This window comes from Mycetocola reblochoni REB411 (genome assembly GCF_900163835.1).
GTDB lineage: Bacteria > Actinomycetota > Actinomycetes > Actinomycetales > Microbacteriaceae > Mycetocola_B > Mycetocola_B reblochoni.
Genome location: NZ_FUKR01000036.1, coordinates 173,693 through 192,942, shown reverse-complemented (window position 1 = coordinate 192,942; position 19,250 = coordinate 173,693). Strand labels below are relative to the sequence as shown.

The window sequence follows — 19,250 nt, the reverse complement described above, 5'->3', positions numbered from 1 at the left end:
TATCTGGAACGGCAACGGTGCCACCCGACGGTGATCACCGCTCCACGCGCGTGACCGCTGCGGCGAGCCGAATGTCGACACCGTCTGTGGAGGGAGGGGTCCAGCCGGCCGTCGCGACGAGTCGACGAGCTACCCGGTGTCCCGGCAGTGCCCGGTCCCGGCGCACGAACGCGCCGGGAACGCCGCGCCTCAGCCGCGCGCGTACTCCTGGAACCGCGCCCGCACCTTGGCCACCTTCGGCAGCGCCACCATCATGCAGTAGCCCTGGCCCGGGTTCTTGGCGAAGAAGTCCTGGTGGTACTCCTCTGCGGGGTGGAACTCGGCCGGCCCCTCGATGGTCGTGACGACTCCGCCACCCCACAGCTCGTCGGCCCGGTCGCGCGCCGCGATGAACTGCTCCCGCTGCGGCTCGTCCTGGGGGAACATCGCGCTGCGGTACTGCGTGCCGACATCGTTTCCCTGACGGTTGAGCTGGCGCGGGTCGTGCAGGGTGAAGAACGCGTCGAGGATGACGTCGGCGGGGATCACGGACGGGTCGAACACGACGCGGACCGCCTCGGCGTGACCGGTCGTGCCGGTGCAGACCTGTTCGTAGTTCGGCGCGGGTGTGGTCCCGCCGATGTACCCGGATACGACGTCCTGAACGCCGTTGAGCGAGCGGTAGACGGCGTCAAGACACCAGAAGCACCCGCCGGCCAGGATGAAGGACTCCATGAAAACACCTCTCTACGATCCCGTCACCGGCGAGAACCGATGACCCGACCACGCTATTCCAGGACTGTCGGTGGCGCGATCTATCGTCGGACTCGACAGCGATCGGACAGGAAGGAAACGCTCATGGACAAGCTCGCCCCCCGGCACCGCGATCTGAGGATGATCAGCGTCAACGCGGCACTGGCACGGGTCGTCAACACGGACGGTGCGATCATCGGTCATGTCGAGCGTCTCCAGCGCGGCGGGTCGGAGGGGTACCTGGCCAAGCGTTTCGTTCCCGCGCAGCGCTCGTTTCGTGACCTCGGCGACTTCCGCTCGCTGAGCGACGCCGTGGACTGCCTCCGCTCGGCGTGACCACGAGCGTCACCGAACGCGGGGCGCTCCTGCCCGTCGAGCGTGCCCCCTGGATCGGAACCGTTCCGGCACGGCCCCGAGGCCGGCCGCGTCCGACACCGTCTGCGTGATCGGATCGGTCGCATCACGACACGGCGCGCAGCCTGGGCACTCCACGGTGACTCTCCGGGTAGTGTTCGCGGCATGGAGTGGTGGAATTCTTTCGTCAGTTGGCTCGTGTCCCCCGAGGCCAGGACAGCCGTGTTCACGGCGGCGGTCCTGTTCGTCTCGATCGTCGTCGCCGCGGTCCTGGCTACCGCGCTGACCCGTCGCTCGGTGAAGCGTCTGCTGGCACAGCGCGAGCGTGAGCAGCGCGCGGCGGCCATCGGAACCCTCATCGACGCCTCGACCGAGGCGGCGGTTTGGAACTCGCTCACCCAGCCGGAGCAGGTCCTGGTGGACAGGGCGATCGGCCAGGCTGACATCCACGTGCGTCTGTTGCCGGTCAAGGGAGCGCAACTCGCCGCGGACTGGGCGGCGCACCAGCTGGCCGAGCTCAAACGACACTCCGCCACCTACGGCTCCGACCTCGGGCCGGTGGTGCACGAGTTCAGGGACCGCCTTCTCGAGTGGCAGGCGAAGCCGGGCCGCGCCCGCAAGATCTTCGAGGACGACCTCGAGCGCTGGCAGTTCGACCGCACGGGCGACGCCTCGGCCGCCTCCGTGTTCCCGACGGCCGCGCCCGCGCCGACCGCGACCCAGGTACTCCCCGGGAGTGCGCCGGCGACGGCTGCCACGCACACGACGCCGGTCGAGGAGAGCACCCGCAGCGACTCCGCTGCAACGACGGTCGTGACCGATACCCGCTCGGCGTCCCAGACCGAGGAGACTGCCGCCCCCGCCTCCACCACGGCGACCGAAGCCACTGCGGCGACCGAGACCCTCGCGGCGCGCGAGACCGACTCCCCCCAGCGGCTGCTCGATGATGTGGCCGCGCTCGAGGGCACCCTCCCCGAACGCGACGACAGCAAGCCCGACCCGCTCTGAGCAGGGGCGGCAGCAGGGCCGCCATCCCGACAGGCACGAGACCGGCGAGGGGCCGGACGGAAGAAACTCCGTCCGGCCCCTCGCTGGTCTGGCCCACCGAACCGGGTCAGACCGCGCCGGTGGCCGAGCGGGGGCGCCACCAGTCGTCCCCCGGTGTCACCGGGAGAGCGCGCTTGTGCGCGGTCGCGCGATAGCGCGCCTCGATCGCCTCGGCGACGTCCTCGGGAACGTCGAGCCCTTCGAGGTAGTCGTCGATCTCGCGGTAGCTGAGACCCAGGTTGGCCTCGTCCGTCTGACCGGGGTTGTCGTCGAGGAGGTCCGCCGTGGGCGTCTTCTCATAGATGCGGGCGGGGGCGTCCAAGAACTCCAGCAGGGCACGACCCTGACGCTTGGACAGGCCGCTGAGCGGGAGCACGTCGGCCGCCCCGTCGCCGAACTTCGTGAAGAACCCGGTGACCGCCTCGGCCGCGTGGTCCGTCCCGATCACGAGGGCGCCGCTCTGGCCCGCGACCGCGTACTGCGCGATCATGCGCGCCCTCGCCTTGACGTTGCCCTTGGTGAAGTCGAGCAGCGCCTCGCCCGTCGACTGGCGGAACTCCTCGCTGAAGCCGTCGACGGCCGCGGCGATGTTGAACACCAGGCGCCGGTCCGGCCGGATGAAGTCGAGGGCGAGCTGCGCGTCGTCCTCATCGTGCTGGACCCGGTAGGGCAGCCGCACCGCCGTGAACTCCGCCGCCGCCCCCGAGGCCCGGCGCCGCTCCACGGCCAGCTGGGCGATCCTCCCGGCGAGCGAGGAGTCCTGGCCACCGCTGATGCCGAGGACCAGTGCCCGCGCCCCCGTGGCCGCGAGGTAGTCGGTCAGAAAGCCGACACGACGGTCGACCTCCGCCGCCGGATCGATCGTGGGCTGCACCTGCAGCTCGGAGATGATGACTTCTTGAGCGCTACGCATGACCCCATGTTATCGCCGGACCCCGGCCGTGGCGCCTCAGATCAGGCGTTCAGACTCCCAGCGCTCCAGCCGCCAGCCCGCGGCGGGGTCCCCCACCAGGGACACGACACCGGTGTTGGCCAGGGGTCTGGCCCTGACGTAGTCGACGCCCGCCTCGGGGGCGTTCGCCCCGACCCACGCCCGGATCAGCGCACCGTGGCTGAACATCGCCACGGTCTCGTCACCGCTGAACTCGTCGACGACCGCGTTCACACGGGAGAACACCTCGTGGCCGGACTCCGCACCGGGGATGCGCCGCTCCAGCGCCCCACCGACCCAACCGAAGACGGCGTCCATGTAGCCCTGCACGGACGCTGCGTCGTTGCGCTTCTCCCAGCTGCCGGCGGCGATCTCCCTGATGCCGGGCCGCTCGACCGGAGCGAGCCCCGACGCTTCAACGAAGGGTGCCGCGGTGAGGTGCGTCCGCTGCAGCGTCGAGACGACCAGCCGATCGATGTCGTAGCCGCCGAGCTCATCCACGACCGCAAGCGCCTGCTCGTGCCCCAGATCGGTGAGTCCCGGGCCGGGGGCGTCGGTGTCGAGGGAACCGAGAACGTTGGCGGGGGTCTGTCCGTGGCGGACGAAAATCAGGCGCACGGGACAAGCCTAGCCCCACGGATCAGGCCCCCGGCGATCAGACAACCGGGCCGGGCGAGCTCCGGTCGGCATCGCTCGCGGCACCCCGGCCAGGCCCGCCGGTCCCTCGGCGCGTCCCCACCAGTTTGAGGCCGATGACCGCGCCCACGATGCCGAGCAGGAAGAGCACCTTGAGCGGCGACGCACTCTCGGTGCCGGACAGAAGCGCGTAGCCGACCGTGAGTGCCGCACCGAGTCCCGTCCAGACGGCGTACGCGGTCCCGATCGATATGCTCCTCGCGGCATATCCGAGACCGAGCATGCTTCCGATCAGGGCGACAACGAAGACGATCGTCGGGCCCACCTCGCTGAATCCCTCGGAGAGCCCCAGGGCGGTCGCCCACACGGCCTCGAGCACCGCGCTGAGCATCAGGACGATCCACGGCATCTAGCTCACCGCCTTCAGGCCGACGACGCATCCGACCAACAGCACGAGCAGCAGCACGCGCGCGACGGAGACGTCCTCCTCGCGCCGCAGCATGGACACGCCGACCGTCACGACCGCTCCGATCCCCACCCACACCGCATACGCCGTCCCGGTGGGAAGACCGGTCATCGCGAACGCCAGCCCCGCCATAGACACGACGAGGGCGACGAGGAAGACGATCGTCGGGCCGAGCCGAGTGAATCCTTTGGCGCGAGCCAGGGCGAGCGCCCAGACGGCCTCGAGCAGTCCCGAGGCGACGAGTACGGACCAGTGAACAAGCATGGCTGACCTCCAGAAACGGTCAGTCTTGTCGCTGTGCGGGTACTGCTCCCTCGTCCGCAGCCGCGTCCGCGGCTCGCCGCCAGGCTAGCACGCGAACGGGGGCTGCACCCCGGTGCCCCCGGCAGGATTCGAACCTGCGACCAAGAGATTAGAAGGCTCCTGCTCTATCCCCTGAGCTACGGAGGCGCACCGGACCATCTTAACGCAGGGCGGGACCCGGCTTCACCGCCCCGTCGCCGCTCAGCCGCTCAGCCGAGCAGCGAACGGATCGCATCGGCGTCGAGCAGCTCGGCGAACTCGCCGTGGTCGTCGATGGCCTCGTCGAACAGCCGCGCCTTGCGGGCCTGGAGCGCGAGCACCTTCTCCTCGATGGTGTCCTCGGCGATCATCCGGTACACCATGACCGGCCGAGTCTGACCGATCCGGTGCGCGCGGTCGATGGCCTGGTTCTCGACGGCGGGGTTCCACCACGGGTCGAGCAGGAAGACGTAGTCGGCCTCGGTCAGGGTGAGTCCCACCCCGCCGGCCTTGAGGCTGATGAGGAAGACGGCCGGCCCGTCACCGTCGCGGAAGCCGGCGACCGCCCCCGCCCTGTCGCGCGTCGCGCCGTCCAGGTACGCCGTCTCGATGCCGGCCGAGTCCAGCGCGCGCTCGACCAGCGCGAGGTACCGCGTGAACTGGCTGAACACGAGAGCCCGATGCCCTTCCCCGACCAGCTGGCGAAGGCGCTCGACGAGCGCGTCGAGCTTCGCCGACCCGCTGTCGCCCCCCGCGCCCGGCCGGCCGTCGTCGTGTCCGGCCTCGTCGTCGACGAGGCGCCCGTCGAGAGCGAGGAGCCGCAGCAGGGTGAGCGAGCGGAACACCGTGAAGCGGTTGCGGTCGAGGTCCTCCAGCAGCCCGAGCAGCTTCTGCCGTTCCCGCTGAAGCGCGACCGTGTACCGGCGGCGGTGCCAGGGATCAAGGGGCACCCGCACCACCTGCTCCTGGCGTTCCGGAAGCTCGGGGGCGACCTCGTCCTTCGTCCGCCGGAGCAGGACGGGTCGGATCCGCCTGCGCAGCCGGCGCAGCAGCCGCGCCCGCTCCGCGGCATGCTCCGCCGGACCTGAGCCCGCTCCCCTGCCCTCGGAGATGCCCGGCTGGGCGCGCTCGATCGGGACAACGTACCGTTCGCGGAACCGCGCGGCACTGCCGAGCAGGCCGGGGGTCGTCAGCGAAAGGATCGCGTGCAGCTCGCCGAGCGAATTCTCGATCGGCGTCCCGGTCACGGCGAACAGGGCGCGCGTCCGCACCTCCGCGAGAACACGATGCGCGAGAGTCGCGCGGTTCTTCACCGCCTGCGCCTCGTCCACGATGACCGCGTCCCACGCCGGCCTGTCGGCCTCCGCGAGCAGCGCATCGAAGAGTTCAGGCGAGCGCCGCAACACCGCATAGCTCGTGACGATGACCTGGGCGCGTCGCCGACGTGCGGCCTCCTCGCCCGAGGCGGTGCGCGACGTCGTCACCGCCTCGACGTCCAGACCGGGGGCGAAGCGCTCCGCCTCGGCGAGCCACACGGGAACGACGCTCGTCGGGGCGACCACGAGCATCCGCTCGGCGCCGTGCCGCTCCCTGGCCGCGAGCAGGAACGCGATGCACTGCAGCGTCTTGCCGAGCCCCATGTCGTCGGCGAGGACCCCGCCGACACCGTGCCGCCAGTGCCGGAGCATCCACGCCGCACCGTCTGCCTGGTACGGCCGCAGCGCCGCGGTCAGGCCGTCCGCCGGCCGGCGGTCCTCGTCCGTGAGCTCGACCCCGAGCGCGTCGACGAGGCTCCGCCACTCCGCGGCGGCCGTCGCCTCATCGGCGAGCTCCTCGAGCTCGTGCCACAGCGCGAGCTGCTCCGGTCGCAGGGTCGGGTGCTCCGGCTCCCACTCCGGCATCTCGGCCGCCTCGGCGATGAGCTCGGCGAGCGGTGCGAAGAGCGGCTGCCGCAGGGACAGGTAGCTGCCGTCGACCAGGAGCAGACGGGTCCGGCCCGCCGCGAGGGCGCGAAACAGCGGCTCGAACGGGATCGTCACGTCTCCGACGCGCACCTCGACCCCGAGGTCGAACCAGTCCGTCCTCTGGCTGGGCACGACGCTGACGCTCAGCGTCGGCTCTCCCTCGAGCAGACGGTACGGCGGCACCGCACCGGTGATGTGCACGATGACGTCGGGCAGGCTCTGCAGCCTCGGCTGCACCGTGAGGACGAAGTCCGCGGCGTCCTCACCCGTGAGCGTGACGCGGCCGGGCAGCCCGGAGTCGCTCGGCTCCGCACCGGCGCCGGGCGCGAGGGCGTCCGGGAGCAGCCCCTCCGGCACGCGGTCCGCGAACGCGGGGGCCTGCTGCGAGGGGGTCGACCGTTCCCAGGACCAGTTCAGCTCCAGACGGCGTCCGCGCGCGTGCACGACGTCGAGACGCGCGCGGACCGGCTCCGGCGCCGGGACCTCGACACTGCCGTCGTCGCTGGTGAGCTCGAATCGCCGCGCGAGCGGGCGCAGGTACTCCCGGACGAACTCGGCCTCCTGCTCCGCAGGGATGCGGAGCGCCCGCAGAGTCGCGCCCTCGTTCCGCAGCAGCCTTCGCGCGTCCTCCGCCGAGGAGACGGGCGCGAGCAGGTACCGCGGGGCGGAGGGGGATCCCGAGACGACGTACACACCGTGGCCGGCGATCGGATGGAGCTCCGACAGCGGGAAGGCCTCTCCGTCGAGCTCGGCGCGCGGACGCACGTGGAGCGCGCCGGCGTCGCGGGAGAGGTCGATGCCGAGCAGCGCCCCTCCGGCGAGGACGACGTCCGCCGCGCGCCGCGGACCGACGAAGGCGATCCCCAGCGCCCTGGCCTCGTCCAGGAGGGGCCACAGCACGGGGCTCTCGATGTCGTCGAGGAAGATCCAGTCGACGTCCCTGCCCGCGGTCGGCGGATTCGCGGCGCGGTGCAGCGCCTGGAAGCGAGCGAACCAGCCGTGCTGGGCCGGTGACAGGTTGCGTCGGTGCAGCTGGTGCGCGATCGTCGACCAGCCGAGCCCCGACCGCGACCACCCGCCCGTGCTCGCCTGCGCCGGACGGACGCCGAGTCGTAGGACGCCGTTCCCCTTCGGGCCCGTCGCGCCGTCGGCACGGCCCGCCGGCCGGGAGGTCGGCCCGTTCCAGCGCTCACTCGTTCGCGGCGTCAGCTCCCGCAGCTCGAAGGACAGCGCCAGGCGCGCGGCCGGTGCGGAGTCCCCCGCCCCCGCGCCCGCCCCCGTCCGGGGCGGGGCGTCGTCGCGGAGCAGCGCCTCGAGCCCTGACCGCCAGTCCCCCGCCGGCCCCTGGGCCTCCGGTCGAACGCTCACGCGCCCGCGACGAGTCCCCACACGCCGGCGACCGCGGAGAGGGCCGCGAGCAGCAACGCGATCCCCACGAGCACGGCGTGGACGCGCCAGAACGCGGTCGTCGAGCCGTCCTCTGCTCGCGCACGCGGGTCGGCGGCGACCCGGGCGAAGAAGCGGGGCCACACGACCACGTTCCAGACGGCGTTGCAGAGAAGCAGGATGCTGAGAGCGAGGGTCACCGGGAGATTCTATCGCCCGTGCCGAGCGATAGGCTCGGGGTATGAGCGCGAAGAACGAACGACTTGTCTGGATCGACTGCGAGATGACCGGCCTGGACCTGTCGGTCGACGAGATCGTCGAGGTCGCCGTCGTCATCACCGACTACGACCTCGTCCCTGTGGACCCCGGGTTCCAGATCGTCATCAGGCCGAGCGACGCCGCTAGGAAGAACATGGGCGAGTTCGTCACCCAGATGCACACCACCTCCGGGCTGATCACGGAGCTCGACGACGGTGTAACGCTCGCCGAGGCGGAGGCGGCCACACTCGAGTACATCGCCCGCTTCGTGCCCGAGGCCGGCAAGGCGCCCCTCGCGGGCAACACCATCGGCACCGACCGCAGCTTCATCGTCAAGGACCTTCCGGGTGTCGACGCGTACCTGCACTACCGCAACGTGGACGTGTCGTCGATCAAGGAGCTCGCGCGCCGCTGGTACCCGCGGGCCTACTTCAACGCCCCGGCGAAGAACGGCGGGCACCGCGCCCTCGCCGACATCCTCGAGTCGATCCGCGAGCTGGCGTACTACCGCTCGATCGTGTTCGTTCCCGAGCCGGGGCCGTCGACGGAGGAGGCGAAAGCGGCCTCTGACGCGGTGGTGAACATTTTTGCTCCGAAGGTGTAATACACTGGAGCAGTTGCCTCGTCCGCGAGGCGCATGGTGGGTATAGCTCAGTCGGTAGAGCGCCTGGTTGTGGTCCAGGAGGTCGCGGGTTCAAGCCCCGTTACTCACCCCAAGAAGGCTGCCGCCGCCGAGGCCGGGCACCGGCGGTCGACGCACCGTTCGGGGACGACCAGTTTCGAAGCGCCGAACCGGATCTCACGCACGACACCGGTGGACACGCCCGGACGTCCACGCGCGCCGAGGTCGTCGTGGTCGACAACGGTGCACGGATCGAGGCGGTGCTCGACGACGACCGCAGCTGGTCGATCATCGACGGACGGTGGCAGGTCGTCTCCGGGAGCGCGACCCCCGTCACGTGACGCGGCGGCGGGCGCGTCCGGGCGCGGCCGGGCCGCGAGCAGTACTCGCCGGTGCGTCGACGGGCGTGCCGCGCGGCGCGCGCGATAATCGGCTCATGGCCGTATCGCCCTTCCCCGAGACCGAACCCGACCCCGCGCCGACGGCCGGGCCCGACACGGCCGCCCCGGCAGCACCAGAGGGACAACCCCCCGCCGACGGGGAGGCCCTCTCTCTGCAGATGACCGCCGAGGAGTTCGAGGCCCTCGTCGTCGACGAGCTCGACGCCCTCCCCGACGACATGGTCGACGGTCTGGAGAACGTGCACTTCCGCGTCGAGGACCGGCCAGAGGACGGCACGCTCTCGCTGCTCGGCCTCTACGAGGGCGTCGCGCTGACCGACCGGGACCAGTACGGCTTCGGTGAGCTCCCCGACACCATCACGCTCTACCGCGAGCCCCTGCTCGACTACTGCGCGAGCATCGAGGAGCTCCACGACCAGGTGCACGTCACCCTCGTCCACGAGATCGCGCACTACTACGGCATCGACGACGAGGAGCTCCACCGGCTCGGCTGGGCCTGACCGCGGACGGTCCGGGTCAGCGCAGGACGCGCAGCCGCTCCCCCATCACGACCGTCGCGGTCAGCTCGGGACGCCGCGATCGCCGCAGCAGAGACCACTGCTCGTCCCACATGTCCCAGTGCGCGTCGAAGGCGCCCGCATCACGTCGGAGCGCTCGCTCGCGCCGCACCGCGTCGTCCGCGTCGAGCCACACCCTCACCGCGTGAGGGGGCGCACCGTCGGCGCTGAGCGTTCCGCAGCCCTCGACGATGAGCGCACGATCCGGCCGGACCGTGACCAGCCCCGCCGGTGCAGACGCCGCCCAGTCCCACCGGCGCCAGCGGCCGGCCGCACCCGCCGCGCGCGGCCGCAGCAGATCCCTGCCGATCGCACCGACGCCCGCGCTCAAGCCCGACCAGCCGGGGTAGACATCGTCCAGTCGCACGAGCTCGGCGCCGGGCAGCAGCCGGTGGAGCGCCAGCGCCAGCCCGCTCTTGCCCGCCCCGCTCGGCCCGTCGATGAGGACCGTCGGCGGAGTCGACCGCCGCGTGACGGGCGTCTCCCGGACGAGGTCCACGAGCCAGAGCGCGCGGCGACGGGCCGACTCCTCCCCCGGTGTCGTCACGATCCCACGAAGCGGAAGGTGCCGAGGGCGATCGACGCGCCGAGGGACACGGCCATGATCGCCAGCGCCACCGCCACCGCCACCGGATCGGCCACCCCCAGCCGTGACGAGCGGGCCCAGCTCCGCGTGGGGAAGGCGCCGAACCCCCTGGCCTCCATCGCCGTCGCCAGCTTCGTCCCCCGTCTGACCGCGAACACGAGCAGAACGAAGGCCATGGACAGGCTCCGGCGAAGCACGCCGTGGTCGCCGAGCCCTCTCGCCCTGCGCGCGAGCGTCATGCTGCGCCAGTCGTCGACGAACAGCGACATCATGCGCACACCGGCGAGGGCGCCGATGACGAAACGGGACGGGAGCCGCGCGACCTGCGCAAGCCCGTCCGCCAGCCGGGTGGGGTCGACGCCCGAGAACAGCAGGATGGTCGGCAGACCGAGCGCGAGCACCCTGACGGAGATCGCCACCGACTGGTTGACCGAGTTCTCGGTCACCACCGCGATGCCGAAATGCCAGTACTCCTGACCGCCCGGCGTGCCGTACAGGAGCATGCTCAGCGCGGCGACGGGGATGAACACGACCACGGGCACCAGCCGACGTCCGAGGGTCCGCCACGGAACGCCCGTGGCGGGGACGAGGGCGAGCTCCAGAGCGACGGCCACCCCCGCACTGACCGGGTCGAGGGTCGCCAGCATCGGTACGGAGAGGATCACGGCGATCACCAGGAGCGTGACCGGGTTGACCCTGCGCAGCGGCGCGACGCGCGCAGGCGCCGGATCGTGCCTGCCGGCCGCCGACTCGTCCCTCCCCGCGGTCGGCGCGCCGGCGTCCGCGGCGGTACCCGCGGCGGCGTCCGTGTTCGCTCCGACGCCCGCGCCCGCGCCCGCGCTCACGCCGCACTCCGTTCCGAGACGGACCCCAGGTGCCACACCGTGTCGCCGAGGGCCTGAAGGTACTCGGCATCGTGGGTGACGGAGACGATCGTGCCCCCCTCGGCACGCATCTGCTGAAGCAGCGTCACGAGGTCGCCCCAGCTGCGCCGGTCCTGCCCGAACGTCGGCTCGTCGAGCACGATGATCCGCGGCGACGTCGCCAGCAGCGTCGCCACCGACAGTCGCCGCTTCTGCCCGCCCGACAGCGTGAAGGGGTTGGCGTCGGCGAGGGCGTCGAGCCGGAGCCGCGCGAGCAGCTCGTCGACCCTCTCGTCGACCCGCACCCTGTCGATCGCGAGCGCGCGCAGACCGACGGCGAGCTCGTCGCGCACCCTCGACGTCACGAACTGGTGCTCGGGGTCCTGGAAGACCGTGCCGATCCGGGTGAGCAGTTGGGTCGATCGCCACCGTGACGGGCGAGGGCCGGCCCCTGCCCTGAGCTCGTCGGAGGCGAGGACCGCCCCGGCGGCCTCAGGGAGGAGACCGGCGAGGGTGAGCGCGAGCGTCGACTTGCCCGTGCCGTTCGCCCCGGTGATGCCAACGGCCTCGCCGAAGCGCACGCTCCGGGTGATGCCCGAACGGACCACGGGTCCGCGGCGCTCGCGGGCGACGGCCAGATCGTCCAGCCGCAGAGCGGGTCCGCCGAGGTCGACGGCGTCGGCGCGGGGGCACGGAGAGACGGAGCCAGGGATCCAGAGCCCCGCGGCCTCGAGGGCCGCGCCGTCCTCGGCGAACACGCGAGCGGGCGGACCGTCGGCGACGACTCCCTCGCCCCCCACGCCGAGGGCGACGACGCGATCGACCAGGCCGCTCCACACGGTGGTGCGGTGCTCGACGACGATGAGCGTGGCCCCCGTCACCTCGAGCACGTGCTCGACGGCGGCCCTGACCTCGGCAATGCCGTCCGGGTCGAGGTTCGCCGTCGGCTCGTCGAGGATGATGAGGCCGGGGCCCATCGCGAGTACCCCGGCGAGGGCGAGGCGCTGCTTCTGACCGCCGGAGAGCCGGGTGGTCGGGTGGTCCAGCCCCAGCTCGAGCCCGACCTGCGCCAGGCCACGCCGCACCCGCGCCCAGATCTCCTCGCGCGGCAGGCCCAGGTTCTCGCAGCCGAAGGCCGCGTCGTCCCCGACCGTGGACATCACGAGCTGCGCATCCGGGTCTTGCAGGACCATGCCGATCCGCCCGCGCTGGAGCTCGGGGGGCCGCCCGTCCACGAGGATGCGGCCGGTCTGGTCCCCCTCGTCGCTGCCGCCGAGCAGGCCCGCGATCCCGGCGAGGGTCGTGGACTTCCCCGCACCGGACGCCCCGACGAGGAGAACCCGCTGGCCCGGCTCGATGGTCAGGTCGAGGTCGCTGACGGCGGGGAGGCGACGTCCGGCGTGCCGCCAGCCCCACCCCTCAACCGTCACCCGTGCGCCGGAGGCCACGACTAGACCTCCCTACGCGCCTCGCGCCCCGCCGCGAAGCTCGACAGCGCCCCGGTCGCCGCGAGCGCACGCACGAGCAGCCAGCCGAGCACGCCGGCCAGGACCACGCCGGAGGCGACGACGGTTCCCGTGTAGATCAGGTTGAACTCGACGCTCTTGGCGATGTTGCCGGTGAAAAACTCGAACACGATGGCGCCGAGCCCCGCCCCCGCACCCGCGAGGGCGGCGGCGCCGAGACCCCAGGAACGGTACAGCAGCAGCGCGAAGACGAGCTCGGCCCCCAGCCCCTGCACGAGGCCGGAGTACAGCGTCTCGATCCCCCAGACGTTGCCGATGAGCGCGGACACCGTCGCGGCGACGACCTCGACGAACAGCGCGGCCCCCGGCTTGCGGATCACGAGCGCTCCGATCGTGGCGCCGAGGAACCAGACGCCGGTCGCCATGCCGCCGAGCCCTGGCGTGAGCGCGTCGGCGGCGGTGAACCACACCATTCCGATGCTGTTCCAGATCCAGAAGATGAGTCCGCAGGCGACGCCGAGGACGGCGGCGACGACGATGTCGACGACGCGCCAGCTGTAACGGCTGCGGACGGGTGCGCTCTGCGGCGCGGCTGTGGTGTGCACTGTTCGTGCCCTTCCTGTTGTGGGATAGAGGGCACGGGTATTGAGATGATGCTGTCTCCCTGCGCTGGCATGACCCAGATCAGGTTCAGACGGTCGAGGGCTCGAAGCCCTCCTCTCAGTCCGGTTCACCGGACTCCCGTGATGTCACGACTATAGCGAAGCGGCGCCGTCACCCGCCATGCGGGTCACGGCGCCGCCCCCGGCACGGACGAGACGATCAGCGCTTGAGGGCGCGGATGATGCGGGAGAAGGCCTTGCCCGCGACGCACACGAGCGGGATGGCGACCGCGGCGAGGGCGATGATGTTCGGCTCGTAGCGCACGCCGCGCTCGTCCGAGACGTACGCACCGAGCGGAACGCTCCAGCTTCCGCCGCCGCCGCCCGAGCCGGAGACCTCCCCGTCGTCCGACTTGGCGCCGTCGCCCTCGCCCGCGCCGAAGCCGAAGCCGCCGAGCGCGACGGGGATCAGGGTGGTGTCGCCGAGCTCGACGGGGTCGCCGTAGGCGGTGGACACGCCGACCTTCTGCATGGAGTCGGCCAGGGGAAGAATCAGCTCAGTCATGGGGCCAACGGTAGTCGGCCCCGCCGCCGTTCACCAGGGCGGCGCGAGAACGCGCGGCTCATTCGGCGGAGCGGGGGCGCAGCAGGGAGGCACGGGAGATGGCCGAGGCGCCGAAGCGGCTGCGGAGCTCGTCCATCGTGCTCTCCGTATCGCGCCAGCTCTCGTCCGGGTTCCAGAGCTGCATTGTCGAGCCGGCGCCGTCGAGCCGTTCCGCCCTGACGCCGAGCAGGCGCACGGGCTGGGAGCTGTCCCAGCACTCGTCGACGAGCCCCCTGGCGACGTCGGCGATGCGCTGGGCGACGTCGCTCGGCTCGACGAGGACGCGGGAGCGGCTGACGGTGCGGAAGTCGCCGTAGCGCAGCTTGACCGCGACCCCTCCGGCGGAGAGTCCCGCGGAGCGGAGCCGCGCGGCGACCCTGTCCGCGAGGCCGAGGACGGTTCGTCGGACGACGGCGGGGTCGGCGACGTCGGAGGCGAAGGTCGTCTCGTGCCCGATGCTCTTCTCCTCCCGGCTCAGCTGGATCGGGCGCGGGTCGATGCCCCGTGCCAGCTCGGAGAGCTTCTGCGCCGCCGCCGGGCCGACGATCCGGCTGAGCACCTCGACGGGGGCGGCCGCGACGTCGCCGACGGTCCTGATCGCGCGGGACTCCAACTGCTCGGCCGTGCGCTGGCCGACCCCCCAGAGCCGCCGGATCGGCAGGGGGCGGAGCAGGGCAAGGGTCTCATCGACCGGAACGAGAAGCACCCCGCTCGGCTTGGCCAGTCCTGAGGCGAGCTTGGCGACGAACTTGGTTCCGGCGGCGCCGACCGAGCAGGGCAGCCCCGTCTCGGATTCGACCGCGGTCTTCACCCGCCGGGCGATCGTGCCGGGCGTGCCCCACAGTCGCCGTGCGCCGGCGACGTCGAGGAAGGCCTCGTCGATGCTCAGCGGCTCGACCAGCGGGGTGAACTGGCCGAAGACGCGCATGACGCGTGCCGACTCCTCCGCATAGCGCTCGTGCCGCGGCGGAATGACGACGGCGGACGGGCACAGCGACAGCGCCCTGGCGACCGGCATCGCGCTGGAGACCCCGAAACGTCGCGCCTCGTAGCTCGCGCTCGACACCACCGAGCGCCCGGTGTCGTGGCCGATGATCACGGGCCGGCCCCGCAGCTCCGGCCTGTCGAGCAGCTCGACGTTGACGTAGAACGCATCCATGTCGACGTGCAGGATGTGCGCACCGGGGTCGTCGACGCCGGCGTCGCTGACCTGGCGGGATCGACCGTCCTGATGTGACACTCTCCCATTGTCCACGCCGCCACCGACATCGCGCCTCACGGGAATGCGGGGCACCTCCGGGCGTTGAGTTCAGGACCGGCCGGCACGGGCCCGGCACCCCCGCACGGAAGGACCCCGAATGGACCACGACTGGATCACGCTGCACCGCCAGGCCGCCGTGCACCTGGACGCCCTGATCGGCTCCGTCCTCGACTGGAGCGCACCCACGCCCGACGAGGGCTGGAACGTCGCGGAGCTCGTGTCCCACGTCGTCGCCTCCGAGACGGCGCTGCCGCCGACCCTCGCCGGGCACAGGGCAAGCGAGCGCAAACGGCGCGCGACGACCGGCGACCCCGCGCCCGCCACGGACGGGCCCGCCGGGGCGGACCTCGCCGCACGCTGGCGGAACGCCGTCGCCGACGCCGAGGCGGCCATCGCTCGCACGCCCCCGACGGCCCTCGTCGACACGGGGAGGGGACGGGTGCCGATGTCCGAGTACCTCGGCGGGCAGGTCATCGAGCTCACCGTGCACGGCTGGGACCTGGCCAGGGCCATCGGGGCGGACGAGACGATCGCCCCGGAGCTCGTCGAGGCCGTCCGGGATCAGCTCGCGCCACTCGGCGAGACCCTCGAGGCGTCGGGCCTGTTCGCGGCCGCCGTTCCGCTCGGCGAGGACGCGGGCATGCAGGACCGGATCCTGGCGCTGACGGGACGGGACCCCCGACCACTGCGGTGAGCTCGGGCCGGGCCGGCCGGACCGGCGCTCCGCGACCACGGGGACGCCGTCAGGGCGCACCCCACCAACGACGCAGGCCGCCCACCCTCGACGGGTGGGCGGCCTGCGTGCGGTGTCGGCCGGCTCCCCGCCGACAGCCGTCGATCACTCGGCGGCCGCGCGCTCCAGCACGAGCTCACGGACACGGGCAGCGTCGGCCTGGCCGCGCATCGCCTTCATCACGGATCCGATGATGGCTCCGGCCGCCTGGACCTTGCCGTCGCGGATCTTGGCGAGCACGTCCGGCTGCGCCGCGAGCGCCTCGTCGACCGCGGCGATGAGCGCCCCGTCGTCGGAGACCACGGCGAGCCCCCTGGCGTCGACGACCTCCTGGGCGGTCCCCTCACCCGCGATGACGCCCTCGAGGACCTGTCGGGCCAGCTTGTCGGTGAGGGTTCCCGCCTCGACGAGCGCGGCGATCTCCGCGACCCGCTCCGGCTGGATGACCTCGGTGACCTCGACGCCGTCGGCGTTCGCCCTGCGGCTGATCTCGCCCGTCCACCACTTGCGCGCCGCCGCGGGGCTCGAGCCCGCCGCGATGGTCGCCTCGACGACGTCGACGAGACCACCGTTGGCGACGTCCTGGAACTCCAGGTCGGTGAAGCCCCAGTCCGCCTTCAGCCGGCGGCGGCGCGCCAGCGGCTGCTCGGGCAGCTCGCTCCGCAACTGCTCGACCAGCTCGGCCGACGGCACGACGGGCAGCAGGTCCGGCTCGGGGAAGTAGCGGTAGTCGTCCGCATCCGACTTCGGCCTGCCGGAGGAGGTCACCCCTGTGTCCTCGTGCCAGTGCCTCGTCTCCTGCGTGATGGTCCCCCCCTCGGCGAGGATCGCGGCCTGGCGCTGGATCTCGTACCGCACGGCGCGCTCGACCGAGCGGAGCGAGTTGACGTTCTTGGTCTCCGTGCGGGTGCCGAGCTTCTCCTGACCGCGCGGGCGGAGCGAGACGTTGGCGTCGCAGCGGAGGTTGCCACGCTCCATCTTCGCCTCGGAGATGCCGAGCGAGAGCACGATGTCCCTGATCGCGCCGACGTAGGCGCGGCCGACCTCCGGCGCGAGGGCCTCGGTGCCGAAGATCGGGTGGGTGACGATCTCCACCAGCGGCACGCCGGCCCTGTTGTAGTCGACGAGAGAGGAGCTGGCGCCCTGGATCCGGCCGCCCGACCCGCCGAGGTGGGTGAGCTTGCCCGCGTCCTCCTCCATGTGCGCGCGCTCGATCGGGATCGTGCGCAGCGAGCCGTCCGGCAGCTCGATCTCGACGCTGCCCTCGAAGGCGATCGGCTCGTCGTACTGCGAGATCTGGTAGTTCTTCGGGTTGTCGGGGTAGAAGTAGTTCTTCCGCGCGAAGCGGCTCGACGCGGCGATCTGGCAGCCGAGCGCGAGCCCGAGGCTGATCGAGTAGCGCACGGCCTGCTCGTTCACCACCGGCAGCGAGCCCGGCAGCCCCAGGCACACCGGGGTGACGTTCGTGTTCGGCTCCGAGCCGAAGACGTTCGGTGCGTGCGAGAACATCTTCGTCTTCGTCCCCAGCTCGACGTGCACCTCGAACCCGAGCACCGGCTCGAACAGCTCGAGGGCCGCGTCGTAGTCCATCAGCTTGTCCGCGGCCATCAGCGTGCTCCTCCCAGCGCGGGCGCCCGCGAGATGAGCGTGCCCCCCAGTGCGTTCTCGACCAGCGCCTCGACCGCGGCGCCGACCCGGTACAGTCTGTCGTCCCGGTAGGCCGGGGCCATGATCTGCAGCCCGACGGGCAGCGAGTCCTCGGGTGCGAGCCCGATCGGAACGCTGATGCCGGGAATGCCCGCGAGGTTCGCGGGGATCGTCGTCACGTCGTTCAGGTACATCGCCAGCGGGTCGTTCACCCGCTCGCCGAGCGGGAACGCCGTGGTCGGAGCCGTCGGGCTGACCAGGACATCAACCTGGGCGAACGCGGCCGAGAAGTCCCGCTGGATCAGCGTGCGGACCTTCTGAGCGCTGCCGTAGTACGCGGCGTAGTAGCCGGAGCTGAGCGCGTAGGTGCCCAGGATGATGCGACGCTTGACCTCGGGGCCGAAGCCGGCCTCGCGCGTGGCCGACATCATCTGCTCGCTCGTGGCGCCCGCCGGCTCGACGCGGAGGCCGAAGCGCACCGAGTCGAACTTCGCCAGGTTGCTTGACGCCTCGGCGGGGAGGATCAGGTAGTACGCCGCGACCGCGTACTCGAAGTGCGGGGCGTCGACCTCGACGACCTCGGCACCCGCCGCCTGGAGCATCTCGACCGTCTCGGTGAAACGCTGCCGCACACCGGCCTGGAAGCCCTCGCCGCCGAGCTGGCGGACGATGCCGACACGCAGGCCGTCGAGCACGTCGCCCCGTGCCCCCTCGCGCGCGGCCTCGGCCATCGACGGCCACTGGGTGGTCAACGACGTCGAGTCGAAGCGGTCGTGCCCCTGGACGATGTCCTGGAGGAGACCGGCGTCGAGCACCGTCCGGCTCACCGGGCCCACCTGGTCGAGGGACGACGCCAGCGCGATCGAGCCGTAGCGGCTGACCGCACCGTACGTCGGCTTGACGCCGACGGTGCCCGTCACGTGCGCGGGCTGTCGGATCGAGCCCCCCGTGTCGGAGCCGAGGGCGAGAGGCGCCTCGAACGCGGCGACCGCCGCCGCCGAGCCGCCGCCCGAGCCACCGGGGATCCGGCTGAGGTCCCAGGGGTTGCGCGTCGGGCCGAAGGCCGAGTGCTCCGTCGAGGAGCCCATGGCGAACTCGTCCATGTTGGTCTTGCCCAGCGGCACCAGGCCGGCCGCCCGCGACCGTGCGACGACGGTGGCGTCGTAGGGCGACATGTAGCCCTCCAGGATCCGGCTGCCCGAGGTCGAGGGCATGTCCGTCGTCACCAGGACGTCCTTGATCGCGAGCGGGACCCCGGCCAGCGGACCCAGCTCCTCGCCCGCCGCCCGGCGGTCGTCGATGGACCGGGCGACCTCGAGGGCGTGGTCCGAGACGTGGAGGAACGCGTTGACGTCGCCGTCGACCGCCGCGATGCGGTCCAGGTGAGCGCTCGTCGCCTCCACCGAGGAGACCTCGCCCGCGCCCAGACGCTCCGCCAGCTGCGCGGCGGTCAGGCCGACGATGCCGCTCACTGCTCTCCCCCCAGGATGGCGGGGACACGGAACCGGCCGTCCGCGCTGTCGGGCGCGTTGCTCAGCGCCTGCTCCTGCGTCAGGGTCTCGCCGACCTCGTCGGGTCGGGAGACGTTCTGCAGCGGGATCGGGTGGCTCGTCGCGACGACGTCGTCGGTGGCCACCTCCTGCACCTTGGCGATGGACTCGACGATCTGGCCGAGTTCGCTCGTCAGCGAGGTGACCTCCTCGTCGTGCAGGTCGATCCGGGACAGGGACGCGAGGTGGCGCACCAGCTCCGGCGTGATGTCAGACATATCACTCCAGTGGGTCGTTAGCGGGATGCGACCATTCTACGGCCCGGCCGCCCGCCGACGGCGCGGGTCGCCTGCGCCCCGACG

Annotated in this window: 21 protein-coding genes, 2 tRNA genes and 2 riboswitches; of the genes, 6 read left to right on the top strand and 17 right to left on the bottom strand. The window is 71.9% G+C overall.

Annotation, left to right across the window (positions count from 1 at the left end; all coding sequences use genetic code 11):
• Positions 1 to 189 precede the first annotated feature (189 nt).
• Positions 190 to 714, bottom strand: coding sequence for a peptide-methionine (S)-S-oxide reductase MsrA (msrA, locus tag FM119_RS06875; RefSeq protein ID WP_087136930.1), 525 nt, complete (start codon positions 712 to 714; stop codon positions 190 to 192).
• Between the two features lie 123 nt (positions 715 to 837).
• Here msrA and FM119_RS06870 point away from each other — a divergent pair, with 123 nt between their 5' ends.
• Positions 838 to 1,068 carry a hypothetical protein gene (locus tag FM119_RS06870; RefSeq protein ID WP_087136929.1) on the top strand — a complete coding sequence of 77 codons (231 nt, stop codon included), beginning with the start codon at positions 838 to 840 and terminating at the stop codon, positions 1,066 to 1,068.
• 183 nt (positions 1,069 to 1,251) lie between these two features.
• The gene (locus tag FM119_RS06865; protein WP_143822642.1) at positions 1,252 to 2,094 is read left to right on the top strand and encodes a hypothetical protein; all 843 of its coding nucleotides are present in this window, start codon (positions 1,252 to 1,254) and stop codon (positions 2,092 to 2,094) included.
• A gap of 106 nt (positions 2,095 to 2,200) precedes the next feature.
• Here FM119_RS06865 and nadE read toward each other — a convergent pair whose 3' ends face one another.
• The 7 genes from nadE to FM119_RS06830 all read right to left on the bottom strand — a co-directional run bounded on the left by nadE (position 2,201) and on the right by FM119_RS06830 (position 7,998).
• A complete protein-coding gene (nadE, locus tag FM119_RS06860; RefSeq protein ID WP_087136927.1) occupies positions 2,201 to 3,046 on the bottom strand; it encodes an ammonia-dependent NAD(+) synthetase in 846 nt (281 codons plus the stop codon).
• Positions 3,047 to 3,082: 36 nt separating this feature from the next.
• On the bottom strand, positions 3,083 to 3,682 hold the full coding sequence (locus FM119_RS06855; protein ID WP_087136926.1) for a histidine phosphatase family protein: 600 nt from the start codon (positions 3,680 to 3,682) through the stop codon (positions 3,083 to 3,085).
• 37 nt (positions 3,683 to 3,719) lie between these two features.
• Complete coding sequence (locus FM119_RS06850; protein WP_087136925.1) at positions 3,720 to 4,109, bottom strand: DMT family transporter; 390 nt, start codon at positions 4,107 to 4,109, stop codon at positions 3,720 to 3,722.
• Entirely contained in the window at positions 4,110 to 4,430 is a 321-nt protein-coding gene (locus tag FM119_RS06845; RefSeq protein ID WP_087136924.1) for a DMT family transporter, read from the bottom strand.
• Positions 4,431 to 4,444: 14 nt separating this feature from the next.
• Positions 4,445 to 4,508: riboswitch (guanidine-III (ykkC-III) riboswitch) on the bottom strand.
• A gap of 35 nt (positions 4,509 to 4,543) precedes the next feature.
• Positions 4,544 to 4,616 (bottom strand) — tRNA-Arg (locus tag FM119_RS06840).
• Positions 4,617 to 4,678: 62 nt separating this feature from the next.
• Positions 4,679 to 7,780 (bottom strand): DEAD/DEAH box helicase, encoded by a 3,102-nt coding sequence (locus FM119_RS06835; RefSeq protein ID WP_087136923.1) that lies wholly within the window; start codon positions 7,778 to 7,780, stop codon positions 4,679 to 4,681.
• Positions 7,777 to 7,998: an SCO4848 family membrane protein gene (locus FM119_RS06830; protein ID WP_087136922.1), complete on the bottom strand. Its 222-nt coding sequence runs from the start codon at positions 7,996 to 7,998 to the stop codon at positions 7,777 to 7,779. Before FM119_RS06830 ends, FM119_RS06835 begins: the two co-directional genes overlap by 4 nt.
• Before the next feature lie 41 nt (positions 7,999 to 8,039).
• Here FM119_RS06830 and orn point away from each other — a divergent pair, with 41 nt between their 5' ends.
• The 3 genes from orn to FM119_RS06815 all read left to right on the top strand — a co-directional run bounded on the left by orn (position 8,040) and on the right by FM119_RS06815 (position 9,579).
• Complete coding sequence (orn, locus tag FM119_RS06825; protein WP_087136921.1) at positions 8,040 to 8,660, top strand: oligoribonuclease; 621 nt, start codon at positions 8,040 to 8,042, stop codon at positions 8,658 to 8,660.
• A 36-nt stretch (positions 8,661 to 8,696) separates the two neighbouring features.
• A tRNA-His gene (locus tag FM119_RS06820) sits at positions 8,697 to 8,772 on the top strand.
• A gap of 465 nt (positions 8,773 to 9,237) precedes the next feature.
• Entirely contained in the window at positions 9,238 to 9,579 is a 342-nt protein-coding gene (locus FM119_RS06815; protein ID WP_087137005.1) for a metallopeptidase family protein, read from the top strand.
• Between the two features lie 16 nt (positions 9,580 to 9,595).
• Here the strand turns inward: FM119_RS06815 and FM119_RS06810 are convergent, their stop codons facing one another.
• The 6 genes from FM119_RS06810 to dinB form a co-directional block, all read right to left on the bottom strand.
• Positions 9,596 to 10,183 carry a nucleoside/nucleotide kinase family protein gene (locus tag FM119_RS06810; protein ID WP_087136920.1) on the bottom strand — a complete coding sequence of 196 codons (588 nt, stop codon included), beginning with the start codon at positions 10,181 to 10,183 and terminating at the stop codon, positions 9,596 to 9,598.
• Positions 10,180 to 11,067, bottom strand: a complete 888-nt coding sequence (locus FM119_RS06805; RefSeq protein WP_338065665.1) for an energy-coupling factor transporter transmembrane component T family protein — start codon at positions 11,065 to 11,067, stop codon at positions 10,180 to 10,182. The genes FM119_RS06810 and FM119_RS06805 overlap by 4 nt, the downstream gene beginning before the upstream one ends.
• Positions 11,064 to 12,533 (bottom strand): ABC transporter ATP-binding protein, encoded by a 1,470-nt coding sequence (locus tag FM119_RS06800; protein ID WP_087136919.1) that lies wholly within the window; start codon positions 12,531 to 12,533, stop codon positions 11,064 to 11,066. Before FM119_RS06800 ends, FM119_RS06805 begins: the two co-directional genes overlap by 4 nt.
• Positions 12,534 to 12,535: 2 nt before the next feature.
• Positions 12,536 to 13,156: an ECF transporter S component gene (locus FM119_RS06795; RefSeq protein WP_087136918.1), complete on the bottom strand. Its 621-nt coding sequence runs from the start codon at positions 13,154 to 13,156 to the stop codon at positions 12,536 to 12,538.
• 39 nt (positions 13,157 to 13,195) lie between these two features.
• A riboswitch (TPP riboswitch) is annotated at positions 13,196 to 13,306 on the bottom strand.
• Positions 13,307 to 13,373: 67 nt separating this feature from the next.
• A complete protein-coding gene (locus tag FM119_RS06790; RefSeq protein WP_087136917.1) occupies positions 13,374 to 13,718 on the bottom strand; it encodes a spore germination protein GerW family protein in 345 nt (114 codons plus the stop codon).
• 58 nt (positions 13,719 to 13,776) lie between these two features.
• Positions 13,777 to 14,997, bottom strand: a complete 1,221-nt coding sequence (gene dinB / locus FM119_RS06785) for a DNA polymerase IV (protein ID WP_087136916.1) — start codon at positions 14,995 to 14,997, stop codon at positions 13,777 to 13,779.
• A gap of 118 nt (positions 14,998 to 15,115) precedes the next feature.
• Here dinB and FM119_RS06780 point away from each other — a divergent pair, with 118 nt between their 5' ends.
• Entirely contained in the window at positions 15,116 to 15,712 is a 597-nt protein-coding gene (locus FM119_RS06780; RefSeq protein WP_087136915.1) for a TIGR03086 family metal-binding protein, read from the top strand.
• 144 nt (positions 15,713 to 15,856) lie between these two features.
• Here FM119_RS06780 and gatB read toward each other — a convergent pair whose 3' ends face one another.
• Genes gatB through gatC form a run of 3 tightly spaced genes read right to left on the bottom strand, consistent with a single transcriptional unit; the run spans position 15,857 to position 19,166 of the window.
• Complete coding sequence (gene gatB, locus FM119_RS06775) at positions 15,857 to 17,359, bottom strand: Asp-tRNA(Asn)/Glu-tRNA(Gln) amidotransferase subunit GatB (RefSeq protein WP_087136914.1); 1,503 nt, start codon at positions 17,357 to 17,359, stop codon at positions 15,857 to 15,859.
• Complete coding sequence (gatA, locus tag FM119_RS06770; RefSeq protein ID WP_087136913.1) at positions 17,359 to 18,870, bottom strand: Asp-tRNA(Asn)/Glu-tRNA(Gln) amidotransferase subunit GatA; 1,512 nt, start codon at positions 18,868 to 18,870, stop codon at positions 17,359 to 17,361. Before gatA ends, gatB begins: the two co-directional genes overlap by 1 nt.
• Positions 18,867 to 19,166, bottom strand: a complete 300-nt coding sequence (gatC, locus tag FM119_RS06765) for an Asp-tRNA(Asn)/Glu-tRNA(Gln) amidotransferase subunit GatC (RefSeq protein WP_087136912.1) — start codon at positions 19,164 to 19,166, stop codon at positions 18,867 to 18,869. Before gatC ends, gatA begins: the two co-directional genes overlap by 4 nt.
• Between the last annotated feature and the right edge of the window lie 84 nt (positions 19,167 to 19,250).